This window comes from Micromonospora sp. NBC_00330 (assembly GCF_036136635.1).
GTDB lineage: Bacteria > Actinomycetota > Actinomycetes > Mycobacteriales > Micromonosporaceae > Micromonospora > Micromonospora salmantinae.
Window position 1 is genome coordinate 6,622,223 of the sequence record NZ_CP108012.1, and the last position, 24,445, is coordinate 6,646,667.

Genomic DNA, 24,445 nt, shown 5'->3' on the forward strand with positions numbered 1-24,445 from the left:
CCCGCATACCGGACCACGTGTCATCCCTCATGGCCGAGGGGGGCTCCCGCGAGCAACAATGGCGCGGTTCACACCGCCGATCCCGGGGAGTCCACCGTGTCGTTGCCCCCGCTCGTCGAGCCCGCCGCCGAGCTGACCGTAGACGAGATCCGCCGCTACTCACGTCACTTGATCATTCCGGACGTCGGGGTGACCGGCCAGAAGCGGCTGAAGAACGCCCGGGTGCTCTGTGTCGGCGCCGGTGGCCTCGGGTCGCCCGCACTGTTGTACCTCGCCGCGGCCGGGGTCGGCACGCTCGGCATCATCGACTTCGACACCGTCGACGAGTCGAACCTCCAGCGCCAGGTCATCCACGGCGTCTCCGACATCGGCCGGTCCAAGGCCGAGTCCGCCGCCGCGTCGATCCGCGAGATCAATCCCCTGGTCAACGTGGAGATCCACAACACCGCGCTGGACCGCGAGAACGTCCGCGAAATCTTCGCCCAGTACGACCTGATCGTCGACGGCACCGACAACTTCGCCACCCGCTACATGGTGAACGACGCGGCGGTGCTGCTGGGTAAGCCGTACGTCTGGGGCTCGATCTACCGCTTCGACGGCCAGGCGTCGGTGTTCTGGGCCGAGCACGGCCCCTGCTACCGCTGCCTCTACCCGGAGCCGCCGCCGCCCGGCATGGTCCCCTCCTGCGCCGAGGGCGGCGTGCTCGGAGTGCTCTGCGCGTCGATCGGTTCGATCCAGGTGAACGAGGCGATCAAGCTGCTCACCGGCATCGGTGAACCGCTGGTCGGCCGCCTGATGGTCTACGACGCCCTGGAGATGGAATACCGCAAGATCAAGGTCCGCAAGGACCCGAACTGCGCGCTCTGCGGCGACAACCCGACGGTCACCGACCTGCTCGAAGACTACGAGGACTTCTGCGGCGCGGTCTCCGAGGAGGCCCAGGAGGCGACGCTCGACTCGACCATCACCGCCCTTGAACTCAAGGAGTGGCAGGACGCCGGCAAGGACATCTTCCTCGTCGACGTACGCGAGCCGGCCGAGTACGAGATCGTCCAGATCCCCGGTGCCACCCTGATCCCCAAGGGCGACATCATCTCCGGTGAGGCCCTCGCGAAGCTGCCGCAGGACCGGCAGATCGTGCTGCACTGCAAGTCCGGCGTCCGTTCGGCGGAGGCGCTCGCCGCGCTCAAGGCGGCCGGATTCAAGGACGCCGTGCACGTGCAGGGCGGCGTGCTCTCCTGGATCAAGCAGATCGACCCGTCGCTGCCCGCGTACTGACCGATCGCGCCGGGGCGGCCCTGGCGCGGCCACGCCGCCGCGCCGGGGTGGCCCAGGCGACCGTTCCGGCAAATCGACGCAGATGACGCCGAGCGGCCGTCCGGCCGGAGCGACGCAGCCATTCCGGGCTGGCCGATTCTCCGAGGCGGCAGCGCGTCTGCGCAGGTAGCGTCTCCGCCGTGGTCGACTTGGAAGCCGCGATCGGGTTCGTCGTGGCGCATGGGGATGCGGTGGAACGCGCCCGCCTCTCCTGGCTCCGCAACGGCACCGCAGTGCCCCCCGAGTTGCTGGAGACGGCCGAGGTCGGCCAGTCACCGGACGGCGGTTGGCCGGCCACCTGGGGCGGCGAGGTCGCCTCGATCGACGCCACCTGCTTCCGGCTCGTCGAGCTGGACGACCTGGGCGGGCTCGGCCGTCCCGCCGCCCGCCGCGCCCTGGACTGGCTGGCGTCCCGGCAGCAGGCCGACGGCGGTTGGGAAGAGGACGCGTCACTGGCCGACTCGGCACCGGAGTGGGCCCGTCCCGGCGACCCGGAGGCCGGGTTCCTCGTGTCGGCAAACGCCGGCTTCTGGCTCACCGTCGCCGGCCTGGACGCCCGGGCCTCGGGTCCGCTCGACCATCGGGTCGGTGGGGCGTACGCCGGGGTGGTGCAGGCGGCGGCCCACTCGCTCGCCGCGCGGCTGCGCCCGGACGGTAGCTGGCCGTCGTACCTCGCCGCCGGCTGGCTGAGCGCGGCAGTGCTGCACCGGCAGGAGATGTTCCAGGAGTCCGCCCGGATCCAGGTGGTGCTCGCCGAGCGGATGCCGAAGATGTCCCCCGGGGACGTGGCGTGGCTGGCGGCCACGTTGCGCCGCGCCGGCGTCGACCCACAGGACTGGATCATGGTGCGGGCGCTGCGCCGGCTGACCGAGACCCAGCGCAGCGACGGCGGCTGGGAGAGCGACGACGGCCACCAGTTCGACGTGCACGCCACGCTGGCCGCGATCCGGGCGGCCCGGCCCACCCCGCGCGGCTGAGCCGCCCCCGTCGCTAGCGCACGTGTCCGTCGCCGGTGACGACGTACTTGGTGCTGGTCAGCTCGGGCAGGCCCATGGGACCGCGAGCGTGCAGCTTCTGGGTGGAGATGCCGATCTCCGCACCGAAACCGAACTCGCCCCCGTCGGTGAACCGGGTCGACGCGTTCACCATCACCGCCGCCGCGTCCACCCTCGCGACGAAGTCACGGGCCGCGCTCGCCGAGTCGGTGACGATCGCCTCGGTGTGCCCGGTGCCGAAGCGGCGGATGTGCGCGACCGCCGCGTCCAGCGAGTCGACCACCGCCACCGAGATGTCGGCGGACAGGTACTCGGTGGCGTAGTCCTCCTCGGTCGCCGCAACCACGGCGGCGGAGTGGGCGGCCACCTCGGGTGAGCCGTGCACTGTCACCCCCGCCTCGGCGAACGCGGCCAGCACCGGCGGCAGGAACGCGTCGGCGATGCCCGCGTGCACCAGCAGCGACTCGGCGGTGTTGCAGGTGGACAGGCGCTGCGTCTTGGCGTTCAGCGTCACCGCGACGGCCTTCGCCAGGTCGGCGGCGGCGTCGACGTAGACGTGGCAGTTGCCCACCCCGGTCTCGATCACCGGCACTGTCGACTCCTCGACCACGGTCCGGATCAGCGACGCGCCACCGCGCGGAATGAGCACGTCGACGAGACCCCGGGCGCGCATCAGCTCCTTGACCGAGTCACGGGAGCTGGCGTCGAGCAACTGCACCGCGTCGGCGGGCAGACCGGCCCCGGCGACCGCGTCGCGCAGCACAGCGACCAGCGCGGCATTCGAGTGCGCCGCCGACGACGACCCGCGCAGCAGCGCCGCATTGCCGGACTTGAGGCAGATCCCGGCGGCGTCCACAGTCACGTTGGGCCGCGCCTCGTAGATGATGCCGACCACCCCGAACGGCACCCGGATCTGGCGCAGCTCCAGGCCGTTGGGCAGTGTGGACCCGCGGACCACCTCGCCGACCGGGTCGGGCAACGCGGCCATCTCACGCAGCGCGTCGGCGATGCCGGCCACCCGACCCGCGTCGAGCGCGAGCCGGTCCAGCACGGCCGCGGTCAGCCCGGCCTCACGGCCGGCCGCCAGGTCCGTCTCGTTCGCGGTCAGGATCTCCGGGGTACGCGTCACCAGCGCGTCGGCCATCGCCACCAGCGCGGCGTCCTTGACCGTACGCGTGGCCACCGCCAACTCCGCGGCGGCGTCCCTCGCCCGTCGCGCCTGCTCAACGACGCTCATGCCGACACTCCGCTGCGCTCCGTGCCGGCCTGAGGCACCAGCGCCCTGAATCGATGATTCGCTCGCTGACGCTCGCTCATGCCAGCACTCCTCGGTGGTGGTGGGAAAGTCCTCGGGTCACAGCAGCACCAGGTCGTCGCGGTGGACGACCTCTCGTTCGTACGCCGGGCCGAGCGCCGCGGCGAGTTCGGACGTGGAGCGACCGAGTAGCCCGGGTAGCTCCACCGCGTCGTAGTTGACAAGCCCTCGGGCGACCGATGCGCCGGCGGTGTCCACCAGGTCCACCGGGTCGCCGGCAGTGAACGTGCCGTCCACGGCGGTGATGCCGGCCGGGAGCAGCGACTTGCGCCGCCCGACGACGGCGGCGACAGCGCCCGGGTCGAGGTGCAGCCGCCCCCGGGGCGAGGTGGCGTGGGCCAGCCAGAACAGCCGGGCCGTCGGCCGTCGCCGCTGCGGGTGGAAGAGCGTGCCGACCGGTTCGCCGGCCAGCGCCGGCGTGGCCAGGTCGGCGGCGGTGAGCACCACCGGGATGCCGAAGCCGGTGGCGATCCGGGCGGCCTCGACCTTGGTCACCATGCCACCGGTGCCGACGCCGGAGCGGCCGGCCCCGCCGATGGTGATGCCGGCGAGGTCCGCGTCGTCGCGCACCTCGGCGATCCGGGTCGAGCGCGGGTTGGTGGGGTCACCGGTCCAGAGGGCGTCCACGTCGGAGAGGAGCACCAGCAGGTCGGCGTGCACCAGCGCGGCCACCAGGGCGGCCAGCCGATCGTTGTCGCCGAACCGGATCTCCTGGGTGGCGACCGTGTCGTTCTCGTTGACGATCGGCACCGCCCGCAGGTCGAGCAGCTTGCGCAGCGTCCGGTACGCGTTGCGGTAGTGCGCTCGCCGGGTCACGTCGTCGACGGTGAGCAGCACCTGCCCGACGGTGCGGCCGTGCCGGGCGAAGCTGGCCGCGTACCTGCCGATCAGTAGCCCCTGCCCGACGCTGGCGGCGGCCTGCTGGGTGGCCAGGTCGCGCGGGCGTCGGGACAGCCCGAGCGGGGCGAGCCCGGCGGCGATGGCGCCGGAGGAGACCAGCACCACCTCGCGCCCTTCGGCGGTGAGCCGACCGAGGGTGTCGACCAGCGTGTCGACGCGCTCGTCGGCCAACCCGCCCGTGGCGGTGGTCAACGAGGAGGATCCGATCTTGACGACGACCCGCCGGGCCGTCGTGACTGCGTCGCGCACCCGACCATTCTGCGTGGTCACTGCCGCACCGCCCGGCGGCCTTCCCATATGGTGGCGGATTGTGACTCCAGACGAGTACGTCGAGGCGGTTCTCGACCTGGTCGAGCGGATCCCGGAGGGCCGGGTCATGTCGTACGGCGGGGTGGCCGACGCGCTGTCCGAGCGCTCGGGACGCGCCTCGGCCAGGTTGGTCGGCAACATCATGGCCCGGCACGGCGGCTCGGTGCCCTGGCATCGGGTGGTGGCGGCCAGTGGTCGACTGCCGCCGGGGCACGAGCGGGAGGCGCGGGCCCGACTGCGGGCCGAGGGAGTGCCGCTGCGCGGCGAGGGTGTGGACATCGCGGCGGCGGGCTGGTCGCCTGATGAGGGGATGTGACCGGCGTCCTAACGTGAGTAACATTCGGCCCCATGAAAACGCCGCCGGGCGCCGGCTCGTCAGCCACCGGCTCGCTGCCCCGCTCGGTGCACGCCGGCTATGCGCTCGGTTCCCTGGCGACCGGAGCATTCGGCACCGTGCCCGGCCTGCTGCTGCTGCCGTACCTGACCGACACCCTGGGCGTGGCCGCCGGCCTGGCCGCCCTGCTGGTGTTGCTGCCCAAGGCCTGGGACGTGCTGGTCAACCCGGTCGCCGGGCGGATCTCCGACCGCACCCGGTCGCGGTGGGGCGCCCGCCGGCCGTACCTGCTCGTCGCCGGACTCGCCCTCGCCGTCCTGTTCGCGTCGATCTTCGCGGCGCCCTTCGGTAACGGTCCGGCCGCCGTGGCGTACGTGGCGTTCGCGTTCCTCGCCACCGCCACCGCGTTCGCCTTCTTCCAGGTGCCGTACGTGGCGATGCCGGCAGAGCTGACCGGCGACTACGCCGAGCGCACCCGGTTGATGACCTGGCGGATCGCGGTGCTGGCGCTGGCCATCCTGGTCTCCGGCGCCGTCGCGCCGCTGGTGGTGAGCGCCGGTGGTGACGGCGTGGCCGGGCACCGCTGGATGGGCCTGTTCGTGGCGGTGCTGATCGCCCTCGGCGCCCTCGGCGCGTTCCTGGGCACCCGGTCCGCGCCGACCGGCACGGTGGGCGAGAGCGAGCCGACGCTGCGCGCCCAGCTCGCCGTGGCCGGTGCCAACCGCCCGTTCCGGGCACTGCTGATCTGCTTCGTGGTGCAGTCCGCCGGTGTGGCGACGATCCTGGCCGGTGTCAACTACTTCGCGGGGCAGATCCTGCGCGACGAGGAGAGCGGGCCGACACTGCTCTTCGTCTGCTTCGTCGGGCCGGCGCTGCTGGTGATGCCGATCTGGAGCCGGCTCGGTGCCCGGCTGGGCAAGCGCACCGCGCTGGTCGTCGCCTCGCTGATCCTCGCCGTCGGTGCGTTCGCCCTGGTCGCCGCCCCGGTGCTGCCGGCGGTGGCCGTCTATCTCGTGGTCGCGCTGATCGGCGTGGGGTACGCCGGGCAGCAGGTCTTCGCGCTGGCCATGTTGCCGGACTGCATCGCGCACGAGACGGCGCGTACCGGTCGACGGCAGGCGGGCGTCTTCACCGGGCTGTGGACCGCCGGGGAGACCTTCGGCCTGGCGCTCGGCCCCGGCATCTACGGACTGGTGCTCCAGCTCTCCGGCTACGTGTCCTCCGACACCGGCTCGGCGGCGGCCCAGTCCGACACGGCGAGGCTGGGCGTGCTCCTCGGCTTCACGCTGATCCCGGCCCTGCTGATCGCCCCTCCGATCCTCCTGCTCCGCCAGTACACCCTCACCGCCCACAGCGACCTGGTCGATCATGGAGTTGTGCTGGGGGACGAAAGCCGTTGACCGTCACGAGAAGGGCACCGTAACTCCATGATCGACGAGAACAGGGTTGAGGCTGGGGCGCTTTCCGCCACCGGGGTTCCGGCGGAACGGGTTTTGGAAGAGGTGCGGGAGCTGCGGGCGAGTGACGCGCCCACCCACGGGGGACGGCTGTTCGCGTACGTCTACGACCCGGCGGTGCCCGGCCTGGACGAGCTGGCCGCCGCCGCCCACCGGGAGAGCGCCCACGTCAACGGGTTGGACCCGACGGCGTTCCCGTCCCTGCTGGCAATGGAGAACGCGCTGGTCGGCGCCGCCGGCCGGGTGCTGGGCGCCGGCCCCGGGACCACCGCCCCGGACGTCGTCGGCAGCGTCACCAGCGGCGGCACCGAGTCACTGATCCTCGCCGTCAAGACCGCCCGGGACGCCCACCCGGAGATCTCCGCACCCCGGATCGTGGTGCCGTCGAGCGCGCACGCCGCATTCGCCAAGGCGGCGCACTACCTACGGGTGGCGCTGGACGTCGTGCCCGTCTCCCCAGAGACGCTGCGTCCCGACCCGGCAGCGATGGCCGCCGCGATCCGCCCGGAGACGGTGCTGGTCGCCTGCTCCGCGCCGTCGTACGCGCACGGGGTGGTGGACCCGGTCACGCAGATCGCGGCCGCCGCGGCCGAGGCCGGTGTGCGCTGCCACGTGGACGCCTGCTTCGGCGGCTGGACCCTGCCCTACCTGCGCCGTCTCGGGGAGCCGGTGCCGCCGTTCGACTTCGCGGTGCCCGGGGTCACCTCCATCTCTGTCGACCTGCACAAGTACGCGTACGCGCCGAAGGGGGTGTCAGTGCTGCTGCACCGCGACGCCACCCTCCGTGCGCCGCAGTACTTCGCGTACGCCGACTGGCCCGGCTACACGATGATCAACCCGGTGATCGCGTCCACCCGCTCGGGCGGCCCGATCGCCGCCGCGTACGCCACGGTGCGGCACCTCGGCGACGAGGGTTACCTGCGGCTGGCCGCCGTCACCCGGGACGCGGTGACCGGGCTGGCCGACGCGGTCCGGGCCGTCGACGGTTTGCGGCTGATGGCCGAGCCGGAGTCGACAGTCGTCTGCTTCACCGCCACCGACGGCGGCCCCGACCTGTTCGTTCTCGTCGACGAGCTGACCGCGCGGGGCTGGCACACCCAACCCCAGCTCTCGTACGACGGCCTGCCCGCCAGCGTGCACCTCACGGTGACCGCCGCGGTCGCGCCCCGGGTCGCCGAGTTCGGGCCGGACCTGACCGACGCGGTGGCAGCGGCCAGGGCCGCCGGCCCGGTGCGGCTGCCCGCCGAGCTGGCGGCCCTGGTCGGCGCGCTGACCCCCGAGGCGCTGACCCCGGACCTGATCGTCGGCCTGGCCGCCGGGCTGGGCCTGGGCGGCGAGGCGGGGTCGGACTCGGGACCGCTGCCGGAGCGGATGGCGCTGGTGAACACCCTGCTCGACGCCGCGCCGTCGGCGCTGCGCGAGCGGTTGCTCGTGGAATTCGTCAGTCTGCTGCAACGCCCCAGCTGGGCGCCGAGCTGACCGTGCGGCAACGGGCCCGGCCGTCGGTGCCGGCCGGGCCCGATCGGCCGGATCAGGGCCTCACCCGCACCTCCACGAAGTTGTTCTTGAAGGTCAGGTCCTGCCAGCGCCGGTCCTGGTCGTCGAAGTGCACCACCCGGACGCTGGGCTGTCTCAGCGCCGTGGGATCGACGAGCAGATGGAACGTGTACGCCCGGCGCTCCCCGGCCCGCAGGCCTGCTGCGCGACAGGTGACCCCCGAGTCGTCGCCTCCCCGCCACGGCACGCAGATCGACGAGTCGGCCTTGCTCATCGCCCCGATGTGGCCAATTTCGGCGAAGCCGACGTGGGCCACGTCCACCGACCCCGTGTTGGTCAGGCTCAGGTTCAGGGTGCCCGGCCGCTTCCCGTCGGCGCCGGCCGGCCCGAGTACGAGGTTGCCGCCGGTCAACACCAGGTCGGTCAGCCGGGGGTCAGTGCCGAAGGACCTCGGCCCGTCGCTCTGGGTGAACCGGCCGTCGTCCCAGCGGTACGTCCGCCACTGGTTCTGCGCCCAGTAACTCGGCATCGAGCAGCAGGGCTGGAGGTCGGCCACCTGAGCCCGCACCTTCCCGTCCTCGGTGACGGCGGCGTCAGTGATGTCGTCGAGCCCTTCCTTCGTGCCGACGACCCGAGCCATGGTCACGATCCGACCGTGCCCGTCGCGGTCGAACGCGACGAGTTGTTTCGCCGAGGCCTCGCCGAGCCGGCAGGTGACCAGGGCGACCGTCTCGGTCGCGCCATCGCCGTCCAGGTCGGTGTAGCCCAGGTCCAGGTCCGCCAGCGTCGACACACCTGTGTCGCGTCCCGAAGGCCGCAGCCGAACGTCCGAGGTGGCGCAGTGCGACGCGTACGAGGGCCAGGCCGGCAGGTCGACGCGGGCGGCCAGCAACTGGGCCCGGCTGATCCGGCCGTCCGGCGCGGCCGGACTCGTGGTCGTGGTGGTGCTGGGCGTCAGCGGGGTCGACGGCGTCGGTGCGGGAGCACTCGGCGGCAGTGTGGTCGGCTCGCCGGTCTGTGCCGGAGTCGGAACCGATCCGTCATCTCGCAGGGCGGCGTTGGCGACGATCGGTGCGACAGCCAGGACGATCGCCGTCACGGCCACCGCCGCAGCCCTCGCCTGCCGACGCCGACGAAGAGTACGTCGGGCCTGGTCAGGTCCCGGACCGGCGATCTGGGAGATCGTCTCGGCACGGTACGCGGCCAACCGCTCCCGTAGCCGCGGGTCGATGTCAGACATTGCCCATCTCCTCGGTGCTCTCGTCGAGCAGCCCCGCCAGCGCTGTCCGGCCGCGGTGCAGCCAGGACTTGACGGTGCCCTCGGCCACCCCCTCCTGACTCGCTATCTCGTTGACCGGCAGGTCGGCGAGGTAGTGCAGGATGACGGCCCGCCGGTGGTTGGCGGGCAGTTGGGCCAGCGCGGCGTCGATCGCCACCCGATCGGGCGTCGGCCCGGCCATCGTTGCCTCGGCCCGCCGCTGCCGGAGCAGGTGGTTGCGCGCGGTCCGGAGCCGCCGCCAACGGCTCCGGGCGAGATTCCAGGCGACCTGCCGGACCCAGGCGACGGGGTCGTCGTACCGGGCCAGCCGGTCCCACCGGGCCAGGGCCCGGCAGAACGCCTCCTGCGCGAGGTCCTGGGCCTGTGAGAGGTCGCCCACGTAGGCGCCCAGTTGGCTGGTCACGTTGCGAAAGTGCGCGTGGTAGAAGTCGTCGAAGCTCACTGTCGTGGTGCGCTCCCCGGCCATCGCGGCAATCGCCCCCGGTGGCTCGTTGGCACGGGCTCCCGTCATCACTGTCACTGCCCCTCCCCGTTCGCCTCGGGCCCGTACCCGAGGCGGTCGTACCACTCGCTCGTCGGGGTCGTTCCCGTGCTCCCCGTTGTCGGCGCTGCTGCTCGGCGTGCCGTACCCCCTTAGAAGCCTCGAACGGGCCTCGGGGTTGCAGCCCGACGCTGCGGTCGACTGTCGTGTGGGGGACTGAGTGGCGAAGCGGGGTCGGATGCGGGGTCAGCGCCCGCGTGGTGAGCGAGCGCCGGCCGCGTCGTGCGCCCCCGTGGCGTACGACGCGGCCGGTGACCGTCAGCCGTAGATCATCCTCATCTGAACCAGGTTGTCGGTTCTGTTGACGTCCGGCAGGACGTCACGTTCGCCGTCCATCGGCTGGACCTCCACGTCCGCCTTGTCAGTGCTCAGCGTGATCCCTTCGAGCACCCGGAAGTCCAGGTCCAGCCGCATCTCCGCCCCGGCGGCCAGCTGACCCAGGCGGCAGGTGATCGGTTCGACGCTGTCGTGGACGCCCGCGCACGTGTTCCACCCGTCGACGTCCGCGCGCACCACAGCGGGCACGCCCAACCGCAGCACCACGTGGGCGACCGGGCCCGTGCCCCGGTTACGAATCCGCACCGTGGCCGTACCTGTCCGGGAGCCGTCGTCGGCAGTTCTCAGCACGAGGTCGCCAGTGGTGACCGCGACGTCCGCCAGGTTCGGGTTCGGACCGAAGCTCGTCGGCCCGGAGACCTGGCTGAAGGTGTCACCCTTCCAGCGGTAGCCCCGCCACTGCCGTTGTGACCACTTGGCGTTCCAGCCACCGCCGGGAGCGATGTCACCGACCTGGACGCGGACCGTGCCGTCGCCCACGACATCCAGCGCGAACAGCCACTCCGGCTTGTCGATGGTGGTCACGACCACCCGGCCGACGGTCGTCGCCTTTCCTTCCTTGTCGCGGTCGAAGGCGACCACCTGCATCGGCCCGCGGGTGCCGAGCACGCACTGCACGAGAGCCACGGTCTCCACCGCGCCGTCGCCGTCGATGTCGCCGTGGTCGAGCGCCAGGAGCCAGTTCGCGCCCTCCCGGGCGTCGGCGGTGAGCCGCGTCTGCGACGTCGGGCAGCCTGGCCCGGCCCGCCATGCCGGCAGGGTCACCGGCACCCCCAACAGTTGGGCCCGGCTGAACCGGCCGTCCGGCGCGGGGGTGGTCGGGCTGGCACTGGTCCCGGCAGGGCTGGGGGTCGGACTCGTCGGCGTCGACGTCGGCGTCGGTGACGCCGAGATGCTCGGCGTCGGGTCGACCGGACCGGGCCGGTGGTCCGGGCCGCTCAACGCCGCGTATCCGACGGCCGACCCCCCGAACAGGGCGAGCGCCGTCGTGGCGCTGGCAGCCAACCGGCGTCGGCCGCGGCCTCGTACGGTCCGTCGAACGGCGGCGGGGCCCGGCGCCTCCACCTCCGCCAGCGCGGTACGGCGGTAATGGGCGAACTCTTCGGCGAGGTCAAGAATCTCCTGCTCAGACATCCCGCACCTCCTCATTGGTGTCGCGCAGGTGTGTGGCGAGTGCGGTGCGGCCCCGGTGCAGCCAGGACTTGACAGTCCCTTCGGCGACCTGTTCCTGGGCGGCGATCTCGGCGACCGTCAGGTCGGCGAGGTAGTGCAGGACGACGGCCCGCCGCTGCTTCGGCGGCAGCTTCGCCAACGCGGCGTCGAGGGCGACCCGGTCCGGGTTCGGCTCGGCGACGTGTGTCTCCCGTTGCCGCAGCAGCCACTGCTGGGCGGTCCGCAGCCGTCGCCAGCGGTTGTGACCCAGGTTCCAGGCGACCCGACGGACCCAGGCCAGGGGGTCCTGGTAACCGACGAGCTGGTCCCAGCGGGCGTACGCCCGACAGAACGCCTCCTGAACCAGTTCCTGCGCCTGCCCACGGTCACCCGTGTACGCGGTCAACTGCACCACCAGCCCCCGGAAGTGGGCGTGGTAGAAGTCGTCGAAAACCAGCTCTGCCGACGTGGAGGTTGCGGTTCCCGGTAGGTCCGGCGGGCGTCCGCCCACCCGCACTTCTCGTGTCACAAGCACTCGTCCTCCCCGTGGCGGCTGCGGGCGGTGTGTTCGCCAGCACCGGTCACACAAGCGAGCGCGCCAGTAGGTTGCGCGTCAGTCGCTGCCGATCCTTGTCGGCTCCGGGACAGTTGGTGGGCCCCTAGGGCCGATCACCGCCGGACCGCGCGGACGCCGTCTGTGATTCACTGTCGGTGAGGAGAGGGGGCGGTCGTGCAGCTACCGGCAGTGCTCGGCGAGCCGATCCGGTTCGTGCTGAACTGGGGCCGTCGCTACTCGCTCTGGGTGTTCAACTTCGGTCTGGCCTGCTGCGCCATCGAGTTCATCGCCACCAGCATGGGTCGGCACGACTTCATCCGACTCGGCGTGATCCCGTTCGCGCACGGCCCCCGCCAGGCCGATCTGATGGTGGTCTCCGGCACGGTGACCGACAAGATGGCTCCGGCGATCAAGCGGCTCTACGACCAGATGCCCGAGCCGAAGTACGTCATCTCGTTCGGCGCCTGCTCCAACTGCGGCGGGCCCTACTGGGATTCGTACTCGGTGACCAAGGGCGTCGACCAGCTCATCCCGGTCGACGTGTACGTGCCCGGCTGCCCGCCCCGGCCGGAGGCGCTGCTGCACGGCATCCTGCGCCTGCAAGAGAAGATCGCCGCCGAGCAGTCCGGCATCGGGGGTGTGCCGCAACGGGACGTGCTGGCCGCGCCGCTGGACGCCCCGCCCCGCGAGGCCGCCGCGCCACGCTCGGTCGACTCGCTCACCGCCCCGCCGGTACGCCCACCCACCGCCAGCTGACAGGGTGAGTCACCACCCACGACGGCGCGCTCGCCGCCCTGTTGTGGACCCGCCGCACTAGCCTGCGGACTATGAGCAGTTCAGCGGACCAGCGGTCCACCCACATCGTCGACGTGCTCACCGAGGAGTTCGGCGCGTCGATGGCGATCGACCCGGCCGCCTTCCGCCGCAAGTTCCGCAAGATGGCGGCGTCGCCGTTCGCCTTCTACCGGGGCAGCGCCGCGCTGTTCTACGCCGACCAGCTCGGCGACTTCGCCGACGACCGGTTCTCCGACGAGCAGACCAGCCGGGTATGGATTCACGGTGACCTGCACGCGGAGAACTTCGGCACCTACATGAACGCCTCCGGGCAGCTCGTGTTCAACGTCAACGACTTCGACGAGGCGTACGTCGGGCCGTTCACCTGGGACCTCCGCCGGCTCGCGGCCAGCGTGGCGCTGCTCGGCTACGGCAAGGCGCTCTCCGACACGGCGATCGGGGAGCTGGTGGCCGGGTTCGCCCGGTCGTACCTGACCGAGCTGCGGGCCATCGCCGCCGGTGGTGACGACGCGATCGGTTCGATCACCCTGGACAACGCCGACGGGGTGCTGCGCCGGGTGCTCCAACGGGCCCGGCTCAACACCCGCGTGGACCTGCTCGCCGCGCAGACCACCATCGACAACTACGAGCGACGTTTCTCCATCGGCGACGGGGTCTTCGAGATCGACGACGCCACCCGGGACCTGGTCAGCGCCGCCTTTCAGGACTACCTGGGCACCCTGCCGACCGCCTCGACGCAACTTCGCCCGGTGGCGGCGCGGATCAAGGACGTGGTGCTGCGCAAGGGGGTGGGCATCGGCTCGGCCGGGCTGCCGTCGTACAACCTGCTGCTGGAGGGGCACACCCAGGCGCTGGAGAACGACGTCGTCATCTACATGAAGCAGGCGCAGGTGCCGGCCGTGGCGCGGTACGTCACCGACGAGTCGGTTCGCGGCTACTTCCAGCACCAGGGGCACCGGACCGCCGAGTCGCAGCGGGCGTTGCAGGCGCACGCCGACCCGTGGCTGGGCTTCACCGAGCTGAACGGGGCCGGTCAGCTGGTCGCCGAGGTCTCCCCGTACGCCGCCGATCTGGACTGGTCGGACGTGAACGAGCCGGAGGAGCTGACCGGGGTTCTCGTCGACCTCGGCCGGGCGGTGGCCCGGATGCACTCGGTCGCCGACGACGAATCCAGTCACGACCTGGTGGACTACTCCACCGAGGAGGCGATCGTCGCGGCGGTGGACGCCGACGAGGCGGGATTCGTCGCCCACCTGGTGGATTTCGCGCACGCGTACGGGGTGCGCGCCCGCCAGGACCATCAGCTCTTCGTCGACCTGTTCCGCAACGGTCGACTGCCGGGCATCTGATCGGGCGCGGCGTCGCTCAGGACGCGAACTCCAGCACCACCTTGATGTCGTCCGGCCCGGGGGTGTACGCGTCGGCGTACCGGTTCACCGGCACCCGTCGGGTGATCAGCGACTCGAGCCAGACCTGGTCGGCGCGGGCGAGCGCCTGCGCGGCCATGGTCCAGTGCCGTCGGTTGGCGTTCACCGACCCGAACACCACGTTGTTCTCCAGCACCAGCGCCCGGTTGAGCGCCCCGGCGTCGAAGTCGATGCTCCGGCCACCGCTGGACACCCCGGCCAGGCAGACGATCCCGGTCGGGGCCGCCTTGCACATGACGTCGAGGACCACTGTGGGAGCGCCGGTGCACTCGATCACCACGTCCGGCTCGAAGGGCAGGTCGTTGACCGGCACCGTGTGGTAGGTGGCGCCCAGCCCGGCGACCAGCTCCGGCTTCGGCCCCTCGGTGTTCCGGTCCAGCACGTGGACGGTGAGCCCACGCTGGGTGCCGAGCAATGCGGCCAGCAGACCGATCGGCCCGGCCCCGGTCACCAGGACGGTTTGCGGCTGCCACTCGGCCCGGTGCCCGATCCGCTCGATGTGGTCCCAGGCCTTCGCCACCACACTTGTCGGCTCCAGCAGCACGCCCACCTGGGCCAGCGCCGGGTCTAGCGCTACCGCGAACCGCGGTTCGACCCGCCAGCGGTCCCGGGCGAACCCGGCCAGGCCCTTGATGCCGTGTTCGGTGTACTGACCGTTGCGGCACATGTCCCACTCGCCGACAGCGCAGTTCGGGCAGGGCACCGGGTCGGGGTACCTGACGATTCCGGCCACCAGGTCACCGGGTTGCAGGGTGCCGCTGGAGTCCTCGATCACCCGGCCCAGTGACTCGTGCCCGATGACCAGGCGGTCGGCACCCGGCGGCGCCTCGCCGTACTCTCCGGCGATGATTTCGTGATCGGTGCCGCAGATCCCCACCGCCAGCGCCTCGACCAGGACAGAGCCCTCCTCGGCAGCCGGCTCCGGCTGATCCTCGACGAGGCTCAGCGAGTTGGCGACCCCTGGTCTTACCGTCACAGCGCGCACGCCCTCATCTTTCCCCGCCGAGGCGTGCGCCGCGCGCAAAGCCGGCAGATCGTTGGGCATCGGCGGCGGCCAGGTGCGGGCCCGGCCGGCACTAGGATCAGCGGCATGACTCCCGAAGAGGTCGGCGCTCGACTGGTCGCGCTGCTCGCGCCGGTCGAGGCGACCCCGTCGGTCTCCGGCGGGCAGAGGTTCGCCCGGGCCACAGTCGACGTGCCGCCCGCGAGTTGGCTGGCCGCGGTTTCCGCCGCCCGTGACGACGCCGAACTGGCCTGCGACTTCTTCGACTGGCTCTCCGCCGTCGACGAGTTGGCCGAGGGCTTCGACGTGGTGGCGCACCTGTGGTCGACGCGACTGCGTCACGGCCTGCTGCTGCGTACCCGGTTGCCGCGCGGCGCGCCCACCGTCGCCTCGGTGGTCGACGTCTACCCCGGTGCCGCATGGCACGAGCGGGAGACGCACGAGATGTTCGGCATCGACTTCGCCGGGCATGGGGAGCTGCTGCCGCTGCTGCTGCCGCCGGAGTTCGAGGGTCACCCGCTGCGTAAGGAGTTCGTGCTGGCTTCCCGGGTGGCGAAGCCCTGGCCGGGTGCGAAGGAACCGGGCGAATCCGAGGCCGGCGGCGGTCGTCGACCGATCCGCCCGCCGGGCGTTCCCGCTCCGGGTGAGTGGGGGCCCACGCCCACCCCGGCCGGCGCCGGTGGGGTGGGGGAGGGCCCGCGTGGTGGCACCCCGGCCAGACCGGCCCGTGAGCGTCCGGCGCGGCCCGCACCGGGGGCCCGTCCGGCGCGTACTCCCCGGCCGGCCGACGCCACCGACGGCCCGGTCCCTGCCGACCAGCCCGCGCCCGACGCAGGCCCGGCCGCACCTGACCAACCCGGCGGGGGCCCGGCCGTACCTGGCAAGCCCGACGCCGGCCCGGCCGCGTCGGGTGGCGAGCCGATCGCGGACCCGCCGGGCCGCGATGGCCGGAGCGACCACGACGGGGGTACGGCCTGATGCCGCTCTGGGTGGAGTTGGTGATCCGGATCGGCGGCGTGGTGGTCGCGTTCCTCACCCTGCCGTTGCTTGTCGGCCAGGCCGAGCACAAGGTGATGGCGCACATGCAGGGCCGGCTCGGCCCGATGTACGCGGGCGGCTTCCACGGCTGGGCGCAGCTCGTGGCCGACGGGGTCAAGTTCGTGCAGAAGGAGGACATCACCCCGCGCGAGGCGGACCGGGCGGTGTTCCGGTTGGCGCCGGCGGTGGCCCTGGTGCCCTACCTGCTGGTGTTGCTCGTCATTCCGCTCGGTCCGAACGACCTGGTCGGGCAACCGTTGGACATCGGTCTCTTCTTCGTGCTGGCCGTGGTCGGCGTCGGGGTGGTGGCGGTGCTGATGTCGGCGTGGGCGTCGGCAAACAAGTACAGCCTGCTGGGCGGGTTGCGCGGGGCGGCCCAGTTGCTCGGTTACGAGCTGCCGCTGGTGCTGGCCGCCGCGTCGGTGGCGATGGCGGCCGGCACGCTCAGCCTGTCGGGCATCGTCGAGGCGTGGCAGCCGTGGTGGCTGCTCTGGCAGGCACCCGCGATGATCATCTTTTTCGTCGCCGGGCTGGCCGAGATCCGTCGGCCACCGTTCGACATGCCGGTGGCCGACTCGGAGCTGGTCTTCGGCTACATGACCGAGTACACGGGTCTGCGGTTCGCGTTCTTCCTGCTCGCCGAGTACGTCGGCATCGTGGTGATCGCCGCGCTGACCACCGTGCTGTTCCTGGGTGGTTGGCAGGGCCCGTTCGCCGACGACCAGCTGGGCTGGCTCTGGACGCTGCTCAAGATCTTCGCGGTCTCCTTCGTGATCATCTGGCTCCGGGTGTCCTACCCCCGGCTACGCGAGGACCAACTCCAACGCCTCTGCTGGCTGGTCCTGGTCCCCGCGTCCCTGGCCCAACTGGTCCTCACCGCAGCAGTCCGCATAGCCCTGTAGAACCCTCAAACGTCCGCGTCGATCTTGCACTTTCTGTCCCGGCGAAAGTGACCGAGTAGGGCATTTCGGCGTCAGAAAGTGCAAGATCGACGCGCGCAAGAGGGCAAGGGCCGGTCAGCGCAGCGGGGTGTGTGCGGGGTCTACGGGCTCGGCGGGGGGTGGGGGCGGGGTGCCGTCGCCGAAGGGGCGGCCACCCAGCGCTTCCCGACCGTGTGGGGTGAGCCAGTTGGACAGGTCGGGGCCGAGCGGCACGATCCCGGTCGGGTTGATGTCGCGGTGCACCTCGTAGTAGTGCCGCTTGATGTGGTCGAAGTCGATGGTGTCGCCGAAACCGGGAGTCTGGAACAGGTCCCTGGCGTACGCCCACAGCACTGGCATCTCGCTCAGCTTCTGCCGGTTGCACTTGAAGTGGCCGTGGTAGACCGGATCGAAGCGGACCAGCGTGGTGAACAGCCGCACGTCGGCCTCGGTGATGGTGTCGCCGACCAGGTAGCGCTGGTCGGTCAACCGCTCGGTGAGCCAGTCCAGCCGGTCGAAGAGCTTGTGGTACGCCTTGTCGTACGCCTCCTGGTTGCCCGCGAACCCGCACCGGTAGACGCCGTTGTTCACGTCCCGGAACACCACGGCGTTGACCTCGTCGATCTGCTCCCGCAGGTGCTCGGGGTAGAGCTGCGGCGCGCCCTCGCGGTGGTACGCCCTCCACTGCGTGGACAGGTCCAGGCTCATCTGCGCGTAGTCGTTCGTCACCACCTGCCCGGTCGGCACGTCCACGATCGCCGGCACTGTGATGCCGCGCTCGTAGCCGGGAAAGCGCTTGAAGTACGCCTCCTGGATGCGCTCGATGCCGAGCACCGGGTCCCGGCCGTCCGGGTCGAGGTCGAAGGTCCAGCTCCGGGCGTCGTGGGTCGGGCCGGCCACCGCCATCGAGATGGCGTCCTCCAGACCGAGCAACCGCCGCACGATGATCAGTCGGTTGGCCCACGGGCAGGCCCGGCTGACCGCCAGCCGGTACCGGCCCGGCTCGACCGGATATCCGTCGCGCCCGTCCTCGGTGATCCGGGTGGCGATGTACCGCTGGTCGCGGGTGAACTCGCCGCCCGGCTCGACGTACTTGCCGCCTTTTTCCTCGCCCACGTCGCCCTCCCGGTCTGGTCAGTGTCTCTACCCAATCCTCGCGGATCTACGGCGCACAGTGGTCCCGGATACCCTGCCGGCATGACGGATGTGGAGGCGGCGGCCCGGCGGTTCATCGCCGATGTGTGGAATGCCCGCCAGGAGGAGTCGGCGTACGAGCTGGTCGCCGAGGAGTGCCCGGGGCTGGGCGGCACCGGGCCGGAGGCGACGTTGGCCTGGCATCGCGAGCGCCGGGCCGCCTTCCCGGACCTCCGCTACAAGATCGTCGACGTGGTCGCGGCCGGCGAGCGGGTGGCAGTGCACTGGCGGGCCGCCGGCACCCACGCCGGGCAGTTCGGGCCGGTGCCGCCGACCGGGCAGGTGGTCAGCTACTCGGGGGCGACGTTCCTGCGCTTCGACACGGCGGGCCGGATCGTCGAGGTGTGGAGCTGCAACGAGCTGTTCCAGTTGCTGCAACAACTCGGCGTCGAGATGCTCCCACCGGCAGTCGTCAGCGGACCCGGGGCGTGATCCGGCTGATCGGCAGATTGATCGGAAAGGGCTCGCCGGTGTCGACGAACTTCGTCCACCGCCCGGTCTCGGTGTAGACCTCGTTCACCGCGTCGATCCGGTAGGTAACGACCTCCAGCGCGGCTTCGGTCTCTATCCGCCAGTAGTAGGGGATGCCGGCCTGGGCGTACAACGCTGGCTTCAACACCCGGTCGATGGAGCGGGTGCTCGGTGAGACGATCTCGATGGCAAGGACCACCTCGTGCGGCTCGTACTTCGACGGCTCCCGAGCCGCCGCGGCAGCCGTGGTGATCAGCACGTCGGGGATGAAGGACCGGGTGCGGTTGATCCGCACCTCGACCGCCTGGGTCACGTCGTAGCCATCGGGGCATTCTTCGTCGAGCGCGGCCATCAGGTGGCCAGCGATGGTCTGGTGGGTGCGGGTGGGGGAGGGGGACATCAGCAGCACTCCATCGAGCAGTTCCCGGCGGCGGCCATCCTCGGGCAGCGCGTCCAGATCGTCAGTCGTCCATCCGCTCTCGGGCGGGTAGTCGCTCTGCAGCGCGGCGGTCATGGCAGGTCCTTCCAGGTGCGCTCGTTCTCCCCGCGACCACGGTACCGCCGTCGACCTGTGGGTGGTGGTCGCGCGCGCCGTGGCCACAGGGCAGGATGGTCGACATGAGCGACCCCAGCGAGCGCGATGACGCCAGCGGACGCGGCCTACCCGGCGCGGGCCTGGTGAAGGGGCTGGCGGTCACCCTCAAGACGATGACCAGCCGTTCGACCACCCAGCAGTACCCGGACGTGGCCCCCGACCTGCCGCCGCGCTCGCGTGGCGTTATCGCGTTGTCGGAGGAGAACTGCACGGTCTGCATGCTCTGCGCCCGCGAGTGTCCGGACTGGTGCATCTACATCGACTCGCACAAGGAGGAGGTGGTGGTGCCCGGCGCCGCCCGCCCCCGCCAGCGCAACGTGCTCGACAAGTTCGACATCGACTTCTCGCTCTGCATGTACTGCGGCATCTGCATCGAGGTCTGCCCGTTCGACGCGCTCTACTGGTCGCCGGAGTTCGAGTACGCCGAGTACGACATCAAGGACCTGCTGCACGACAAGGACCACCTCGGTCAGTGGATGGCCACCGTTCCGCCGCCGCCCGCGCACGACCCGAACGGCGAGCCGGCCAAGGAGGAGACCTCCGCCGCGCGCAAGGCGGCCGCCGCACGTCCCGCTCCGCCGGCGGTACGCCCCGACGCCGACCAGGACCCGGCGTCGTGAGCGCCCGAGCCGCAAGGGCGCCCCGGTGACCGGGGCGGACGTGCTGCTGCTCGCCCTCGGCGCGGTGGCGGTCGGTGCCGGCGTGCTGGTGGTGACCACGAAACACCTGGTCCGGGCCGGGCTCTACCTGGTGGTGTGCCTGGGCGCGTTGGCCGGTGACTTCCTGGTGCTCAGCGCCGAGCTGGTGGCCTGGGTGCAGGTGCTGATCTACGTGGGCGCGGTGGTGGTCCTGTTGCTGTTCGCGGTGATGCTGACCCGGGCCCCGATCGGCGCCTCCGACGACCTGGACCGGCCCGGCTGGCCGGCCGCGCTGATCGGTGGCGGCGCCGGGCTGGGGCTGACCGCCCTGCTGATCGACGCGTACCACTGGAGCACCGTCACGCTGCCGCACGCCGGCACCGCCGAGCGGTTGGGCGAGCAGATCTTCCAATCCTGGGTGCTGCCGTTCGAGGTGCTCTCGGTGCTGCTGCTCTCCGCGCTGGTGGGCGCGATCGTGCTGTCCCGGCCGGACATCGGCCGAGCCGCCCCGCAACGTAACGGCACGGCAGGCGACCTGGTCGACAGCGAGCCCGGGGGGCGCCGGTGAGGCCGGTCATCCCGTACGTCACCGCCGCGCTGCTGTTCGGCCTCGGCGTGTACGGCGTACTGCGCCGGCGCAACGCGGTGCTGGTGCTGATGTCGGTCGAGTTGATGCTCAACGCGGTCAACCTGATCCTGGTCACCGCTGACACCACCGCCCGCGCCGTGCTCCCGCACTCGGGGCAGGTCTTCGCGCTGTTCGTCATCGTCCTCGCCGCCGCGGAGATCGGGGTGGGGCTGGCGATCGTCCTTCAGCTCTACCGGCTGCGGGCGACAGTCGCAGTGGACGACGTGCCGCTCACCGAGTCGCCGGATCCCGTCGGCGGGCGCGAGCCGGCCGTCGGAAACTCGGAGGCGAGCCGGTGACCGGGCTGCTCGGGGCGCTGCTGCCCGCCGTACCGCTGGTCGCCGGGCTGCTCGGTCTGCTGCTGCCACCGGCCCCTCGGCGCGACGGCGCGACCGGCGGCGACCGGGCCCGGACGGCCGCGGTGACGCTCGGCGTCGCGGGTGCGGCCGGCGCGTTGGCGCTGGCCGTCGCGCTGCTGCTCACTGTCGACGGGCCGACGGAGACGTCGGCCACCTGGGTGGACTTCGGCGGGCTGGCGGTGACTCTCGGCGTACGCCTGGACGGCGCCGCCGCACTGGTAGCGGTGGCGGTCACCGCTGTCGCCCTGGCCGTGCAGGTCTACTCGATCGGCTACCTGCGGCGCGGTCCGCACGACGACGTCGACGTGGACCACCGCTACCCGCCCTACGCCGCCCAGATCAGCCTCTTCACCGGTGCCATGCTGCTGGTGGTGGTCGCCGGCGACCTGATCATGCTGTTGGTCGGCTGGGAGGTGATGGGCCTCTGCTCGTACCTCCTGATCGCCCACGACCGCCGACTGGCCGACGCCCCCGCCGCCGCCATGAAGGCGTTCCTGGTGACCCGGGTGGGTGACGTCGGGTTCCTGCTCGGCATCGCGTTGCTGGGCGTGTCGACGGGCAGCTTCCGGATCGCCGACGTGCTTGCCCACGACCACTCCGGCGCGACGTTGACCGCCGCTGGCCTGCTGCTGCTCGCCGGTGTGGCAGGCAAGAGCGCGCAGTTCCCGCTGCACACCTGGCTGCCGGACGCGATGGCCGGTCCGACCCCGATCTCCGCTCTGATCCACGCCGCGACGATGGTCGCCGCCGGGGTGTACGCGGTGGCCCGGCTCTACCCGCTGTTCACTGCCGCGCCGGTGACGCTGACCGTGCTGGGGGTGCTCGGTGCGATCACGCTGCTGCTCGGCGCGCTCGCCGCCACCGCCCAGGACGACATCAAACGCGTCCTGGCCTGGTCGACAGTGTCCCAACTGGGTTACATGACCGGCGCGCTGGCTGTCGGTTCACCGTCGGCCGCGCTGTTCCACCTGCTCACCCATGCCGCCTTCAAGGCGCTGCTGTTCCTCGCCGCCGGCGCGGTGATCCACGCCGTCGGCACCACACTGATGTCGGAGATGGGCGGGCTGCGGCGCAGCATGCCGGTGACGTTCTGGTGCACAGTGGTGGGCCTGGGCGCGCTGGCCGGGGTGCCGCCGTTGGCCGGTTTCTGGAGCAAGGACGGCGTACTGACGGTCGCCGAGTCCGCAGCGCTGGAGGGCACCGGCCCCGCCCCGTCCTGGGTGGGCTGGATCGTCTGGATCGCCGGGCTGGTCGGCGTGGCGATCACCGCCTGGTACGCAGGTCGGCTGCTGCTGCGCGCCTTCTTCGGCACCCCGCGCCTGCCCCTGGTCCAACCGCACGACCCGCCGGCCGTGCTGCGCTGGCCGGTGCTGCTGCTGGCCGTGCCGGCCGCGCTGCTCGGTCTGGCCGGGTTCGTCGGGGTGTTCGCCGACCGCCTGCGGTTCCCCACCGTGCCGGTGGCGGGCTCCGAGGACGGCCTGGTCCACCTGGGGCCGGGGGTGCTGCTGCCGCTCGCGTTCCTGCTGTTCGGCGCCGCGCTGGTCACGCTGGGCTGGCGGCGCGACAGGGCCGCCGATCCGGCTGCCGCGCTGGGTCCGCTGCGGCCGGTCTTCGCCCGCGCGTTCCGGCTCGACGACGTCCAGCGCACCCTCGTGGTACGCCCCGTCCGCGCGCTGGCCCGCGCCGCGCGCACGAGTGACGAGGTGGTGGTGGACGGCGCTGTCGAGGGCAGCGGGCGAGCCGCGTCCGGTCTGGGCGCGGGGCTGGCCGCGCTGCACCGCGCGGCGCTGCCCCGGGCTGCCGCAGGCGTACTGGCCGGCGCGCTGCTGATCGGCCTGGCCGCCGCCCTGGTTGGAGTTAACCGATGACGCTTGGGCAGGGGTTGCTGGTCGCGGTGCTGGCGGTGCCGGCGCTGGGCGCGGTAGCGGTGGCGGCGACGCCCCGGGACCGAGCGGCCCGGCTGGTCGGCACTGTCGCGGCGGCGTTGACCCTGCTGGCCGCGGTGCCGCTGGTGTTCGGCGGTCGAGGCTGGGTCGCCTGGTCGGCGGACGCGCCGGCCGTGCGCCCGTGGCACCAACTGGACCTGCCCTGGGTGCCCGGTCTGGAGTTGCGCTTCCACCTCGGCGTCGACGGCATCTCCTGGCCGCTGGTGGTGTTGACCGCGCTGCTCACGTTGCTCTGCTGCGCGTACACGATGTGGCGGGTTCCGGACGGCGGCAGCGGCCGGGCGCTGGTCGCGCTGCTGCTGGTGGTCGAGGTGGGCATCCTGGGCACCTTCCTCGCCCTGGACCTGGTGTTGTTCTTCCTCTTCTTCGAGGTCGTCCTGCTGCCGATGTACGCGATCATCGCCGGCTGGGGTGGCGCGGACCGGCGTCGGGCGGCCCGGAAGTTCGCCCTCTACACGCTGTTCGGCTCGGTGTTGCTGCTGGTCGGCGTGTACGTCGTGGTCGCCGCCGCCGGCACCGCCGACCTGGTGACGTTGACCGGTGGCGCGGGGATGTCCCGGGGCACCCAGTTGGCCGCGTTCACACTGCTGGCGTTGGCGTTCGCGGTGAAGAGCCCGCTGTGGCCGTTGCACTCCTGGCTGCCCGACGCGCACACCCAGGCACCCACTGTGGGCAGTGTCGTGTTGGCCGGTGTGCTGCTCAAGATGGGCACGTACGGCCTGATCCGGGTCGCGGTGGGGGTGGCGCCGGAGGGCGCCCGCTGGGCGGCGCCGGTGCTCGGCGTGCTCGCCGTCGCCGCGATCCTGATCGGTTCGCTGGTCTGCCTGGCCCAGTCGGACGTGAAGCGGCTCATCGCGTACTCCAGCGTGGGGCACATGGGCTTCGTGCTGCTGGGCGTCGCCACGCTGACCGCCACCGGCATCCAGGCAGCGTTGATCGGCAACGTCGCCCACGGGGTGATCACCGGCCTGCTGTTCTTCCTGGCCGGGGCGGTGAAGGACCGTACCGGCACGGGCACCCTCGCCGAGCTGTCCGGGCTGCGGGAGACCGCGCCCCGGTTGGCCGGTCTGCTCGCGTTCGCGGCGATCGCGTCGCTGGGCCTGCCGGGGCTGGCCGGCTTCTGGGGCGAGGCGTTCGCGGTGATCGCCGCCGTGCAGGTGGGCGGCCCGCTCTGGACCACCCTCGGGGTGCTGGCGGCTGTCGGTGGGGCGCTCACCGCCGCGTACTTCCTGCGGTTGCTGCGCCAGGTCACCCACAACCGGCCGAGCCCCGCCGTCGGTCGGGTCGGCCCCGGCCTGGCCGGTGCGGAGTTGACCGCCTGGGTGCCGCTCGTGCTGCTCGCGTTGGCCATCGGGCTGGCGCCGACGTTGGTCCTCGGCGTCGCCGAGGCCCCCGTCGACGCCCTGATCGGTGTGGTTTCCCGGTGAGCGCGAGGAGTGCAGC

At 71.9% G+C, this 24,445-nt stretch carries 23 protein-coding genes and 1 pseudogene; 15 read left to right on the top strand and 9 right to left on the bottom strand.

Annotated elements, in window-relative coordinates:
- The first annotated feature begins 96 nt into the window (after positions 1-96).
- Together moeZ and OG598_RS30205 are read left to right on the top strand one after the other, a co-directional pair.
- The gene (gene moeZ / locus OG598_RS30200; RefSeq protein ID WP_112584748.1) at positions 97-1,278 is read left to right on the top strand and encodes an adenylyltransferase/sulfurtransferase MoeZ; all 1,182 of its coding nucleotides are present in this window, start codon (positions 97-99) and stop codon (positions 1,276-1,278) included.
- A gap of 128 nt (positions 1,279-1,406) precedes the next feature.
- Positions 1,407-2,294 carry a prenyltransferase/squalene oxidase repeat-containing protein gene (locus OG598_RS30205; RefSeq protein ID WP_328655481.1) on the top strand — a complete coding sequence of 296 codons (888 nt, stop codon included), beginning with the start codon at positions 1,407-1,409 and terminating at the stop codon, positions 2,292-2,294.
- A 13-nt stretch (positions 2,295-2,307) separates the two neighbouring features.
- Here OG598_RS30205 and OG598_RS30210 read toward each other — a convergent pair whose 3' ends face one another.
- Together OG598_RS30210 and proB are read right to left on the bottom strand one after the other, a co-directional pair.
- On the bottom strand, positions 2,308-3,549 hold the full coding sequence (locus OG598_RS30210; protein ID WP_328652078.1) for a glutamate-5-semialdehyde dehydrogenase: 1,242 nt from the start codon (positions 3,547-3,549) through the stop codon (positions 2,308-2,310).
- A 117-nt stretch (positions 3,550-3,666) separates the two neighbouring features.
- Positions 3,667-4,776, bottom strand: coding sequence for a glutamate 5-kinase (proB, locus tag OG598_RS30215; protein WP_238684582.1), 1,110 nt, complete (start codon positions 4,774-4,776; stop codon positions 3,667-3,669).
- A gap of 61 nt (positions 4,777-4,837) precedes the next feature.
- On the opposite strand from proB, the gene OG598_RS30220 reads away from it, so the two are divergent.
- Genes OG598_RS30220 through OG598_RS30230 form a run of 3 tightly spaced genes read left to right on the top strand, consistent with a single transcriptional unit; the run spans position 4,838 to position 8,106 of the window.
- The gene (locus OG598_RS30220; protein WP_328652079.1) at positions 4,838-5,152 is read left to right on the top strand and encodes an MGMT family protein; all 315 of its coding nucleotides are present in this window, start codon (positions 4,838-4,840) and stop codon (positions 5,150-5,152) included.
- A gap of 32 nt (positions 5,153-5,184) precedes the next feature.
- The gene (locus tag OG598_RS30225; protein WP_328652080.1) at positions 5,185-6,570 is read left to right on the top strand and encodes an MFS transporter; all 1,386 of its coding nucleotides are present in this window, start codon (positions 5,185-5,187) and stop codon (positions 6,568-6,570) included.
- Between the two features lie 27 nt (positions 6,571-6,597).
- Entirely contained in the window at positions 6,598-8,106 is a 1,509-nt protein-coding gene (locus tag OG598_RS30230) for a pyridoxal phosphate-dependent decarboxylase family protein (RefSeq protein ID WP_328652081.1), read from the top strand.
- A 52-nt stretch (positions 8,107-8,158) separates the two neighbouring features.
- Here OG598_RS30230 and OG598_RS30235 read toward each other — a convergent pair whose 3' ends face one another.
- The 4 genes from OG598_RS30235 to OG598_RS30250 form a co-directional block, all read right to left on the bottom strand.
- Positions 8,159-9,364 (bottom strand): hypothetical protein, encoded by a 1,206-nt coding sequence (locus OG598_RS30235; protein WP_328652082.1) that lies wholly within the window; start codon positions 9,362-9,364, stop codon positions 8,159-8,161.
- A complete protein-coding gene (locus OG598_RS30240) occupies positions 9,357-9,914 on the bottom strand; it encodes an RNA polymerase sigma factor (RefSeq protein ID WP_442931412.1) in 558 nt (185 codons plus the stop codon). Before OG598_RS30240 ends, OG598_RS30235 begins: the two co-directional genes overlap by 8 nt.
- Before the next feature lie 288 nt (positions 9,915-10,202).
- Positions 10,203-11,414, bottom strand: a complete 1,212-nt coding sequence (locus OG598_RS30245; protein WP_328652083.1) for a hypothetical protein — start codon at positions 11,412-11,414, stop codon at positions 10,203-10,205.
- Complete coding sequence (locus OG598_RS30250) at positions 11,407-11,943, bottom strand: RNA polymerase sigma factor (protein ID WP_328652084.1); 537 nt, start codon at positions 11,941-11,943, stop codon at positions 11,407-11,409. Before OG598_RS30250 ends, OG598_RS30245 begins: the two co-directional genes overlap by 8 nt.
- Before the next feature lie 219 nt (positions 11,944-12,162).
- Between OG598_RS30250 and OG598_RS30255 the strand changes: the two genes are divergently transcribed.
- Positions 12,163-12,744, top strand: a complete 582-nt coding sequence (locus tag OG598_RS30255; protein WP_091402527.1) for an NADH-quinone oxidoreductase subunit B — start codon at positions 12,163-12,165, stop codon at positions 12,742-12,744.
- A 71-nt stretch (positions 12,745-12,815) separates the two neighbouring features.
- The gene (locus OG598_RS30260) at positions 12,816-14,132 is read left to right on the top strand and encodes a DUF2252 domain-containing protein (RefSeq protein ID WP_328652085.1); all 1,317 of its coding nucleotides are present in this window, start codon (positions 12,816-12,818) and stop codon (positions 14,130-14,132) included.
- Positions 14,133-14,148: 16 nt separating this feature from the next.
- Here the strand turns inward: OG598_RS30260 and OG598_RS30265 are convergent, their stop codons facing one another.
- Complete coding sequence (locus OG598_RS30265) at positions 14,149-15,195, bottom strand: glucose 1-dehydrogenase (protein WP_328652086.1); 1,047 nt, start codon at positions 15,193-15,195, stop codon at positions 14,149-14,151.
- A gap of 105 nt (positions 15,196-15,300) precedes the next feature.
- Between OG598_RS30265 and OG598_RS30270 the strand changes: the two are divergent.
- Positions 15,301-15,897, top strand: a pseudogene (locus OG598_RS30270) (NADH-quinone oxidoreductase subunit C); the annotation flags it as partial.
- 293 nt (positions 15,898-16,190) lie between these two features.
- Complete coding sequence (locus tag OG598_RS30275) at positions 16,191-17,153, top strand: complex I subunit 1/NuoH family protein (protein ID WP_091402514.1); 963 nt, start codon at positions 16,191-16,193, stop codon at positions 17,151-17,153.
- Between the two features lie 114 nt (positions 17,154-17,267).
- On the opposite strand, the gene OG598_RS30280 is transcribed toward OG598_RS30275, so the two are convergent.
- The gene (locus tag OG598_RS30280) at positions 17,268-18,287 is read right to left on the bottom strand and encodes a glutathione S-transferase family protein (RefSeq protein ID WP_328652087.1); all 1,020 of its coding nucleotides are present in this window, start codon (positions 18,285-18,287) and stop codon (positions 17,268-17,270) included.
- 81 nt (positions 18,288-18,368) lie between these two features.
- On the opposite strand from OG598_RS30280, the gene OG598_RS30285 reads away from it, so the two are divergent.
- The gene (locus OG598_RS30285; protein ID WP_328652088.1) at positions 18,369-18,797 is read left to right on the top strand and encodes an ester cyclase; all 429 of its coding nucleotides are present in this window, start codon (positions 18,369-18,371) and stop codon (positions 18,795-18,797) included.
- On the opposite strand, the gene OG598_RS30290 is transcribed toward OG598_RS30285, so the two are convergent.
- On the bottom strand, positions 18,778-19,350 hold the full coding sequence (locus OG598_RS30290) for a Uma2 family endonuclease (protein WP_238679537.1): 573 nt from the start codon (positions 19,348-19,350) through the stop codon (positions 18,778-18,780). The genes OG598_RS30285 and OG598_RS30290 overlap by 20 nt on opposite strands.
- Before the next feature lie 95 nt (positions 19,351-19,445).
- On the opposite strand from OG598_RS30290, the gene OG598_RS30295 reads away from it, so the two are divergent.
- Genes OG598_RS30295 through OG598_RS30315 form a run of 5 tightly spaced genes read left to right on the top strand, consistent with a single transcriptional unit; the run spans position 19,446 to position 24,429 of the window.
- Entirely contained in the window at positions 19,446-20,051 is a 606-nt protein-coding gene (locus OG598_RS30295) for a NuoI/complex I 23 kDa subunit family protein (RefSeq protein WP_328652089.1), read from the top strand.
- Positions 20,052-20,076: 25 nt separating this feature from the next.
- Entirely contained in the window at positions 20,077-20,637 is a 561-nt protein-coding gene (locus OG598_RS30300; RefSeq protein WP_328652090.1) for an NADH-quinone oxidoreductase subunit J family protein, read from the top strand.
- Entirely contained in the window at positions 20,634-20,996 is a 363-nt protein-coding gene (gene nuoK, locus OG598_RS30305) for an NADH-quinone oxidoreductase subunit NuoK (protein ID WP_328652091.1), read from the top strand. The genes OG598_RS30300 and nuoK overlap by 4 nt, the downstream gene beginning before the upstream one ends.
- Positions 20,993-22,924 carry an NADH-quinone oxidoreductase subunit 5 family protein gene (locus OG598_RS30310; protein WP_328652092.1) on the top strand — a complete coding sequence of 644 codons (1,932 nt, stop codon included), beginning with the start codon at positions 20,993-20,995 and terminating at the stop codon, positions 22,922-22,924. The genes nuoK and OG598_RS30310 overlap by 4 nt, the downstream gene beginning before the upstream one ends.
- Positions 22,921-24,429 carry a complex I subunit 4 family protein gene (locus OG598_RS30315; protein WP_328652093.1) on the top strand — a complete coding sequence of 503 codons (1,509 nt, stop codon included), beginning with the start codon at positions 22,921-22,923 and terminating at the stop codon, positions 24,427-24,429. Before OG598_RS30310 ends, OG598_RS30315 begins: the two co-directional genes overlap by 4 nt.
- The last annotated feature ends 16 nt before the right edge of the window (positions 24,430-24,445 follow it).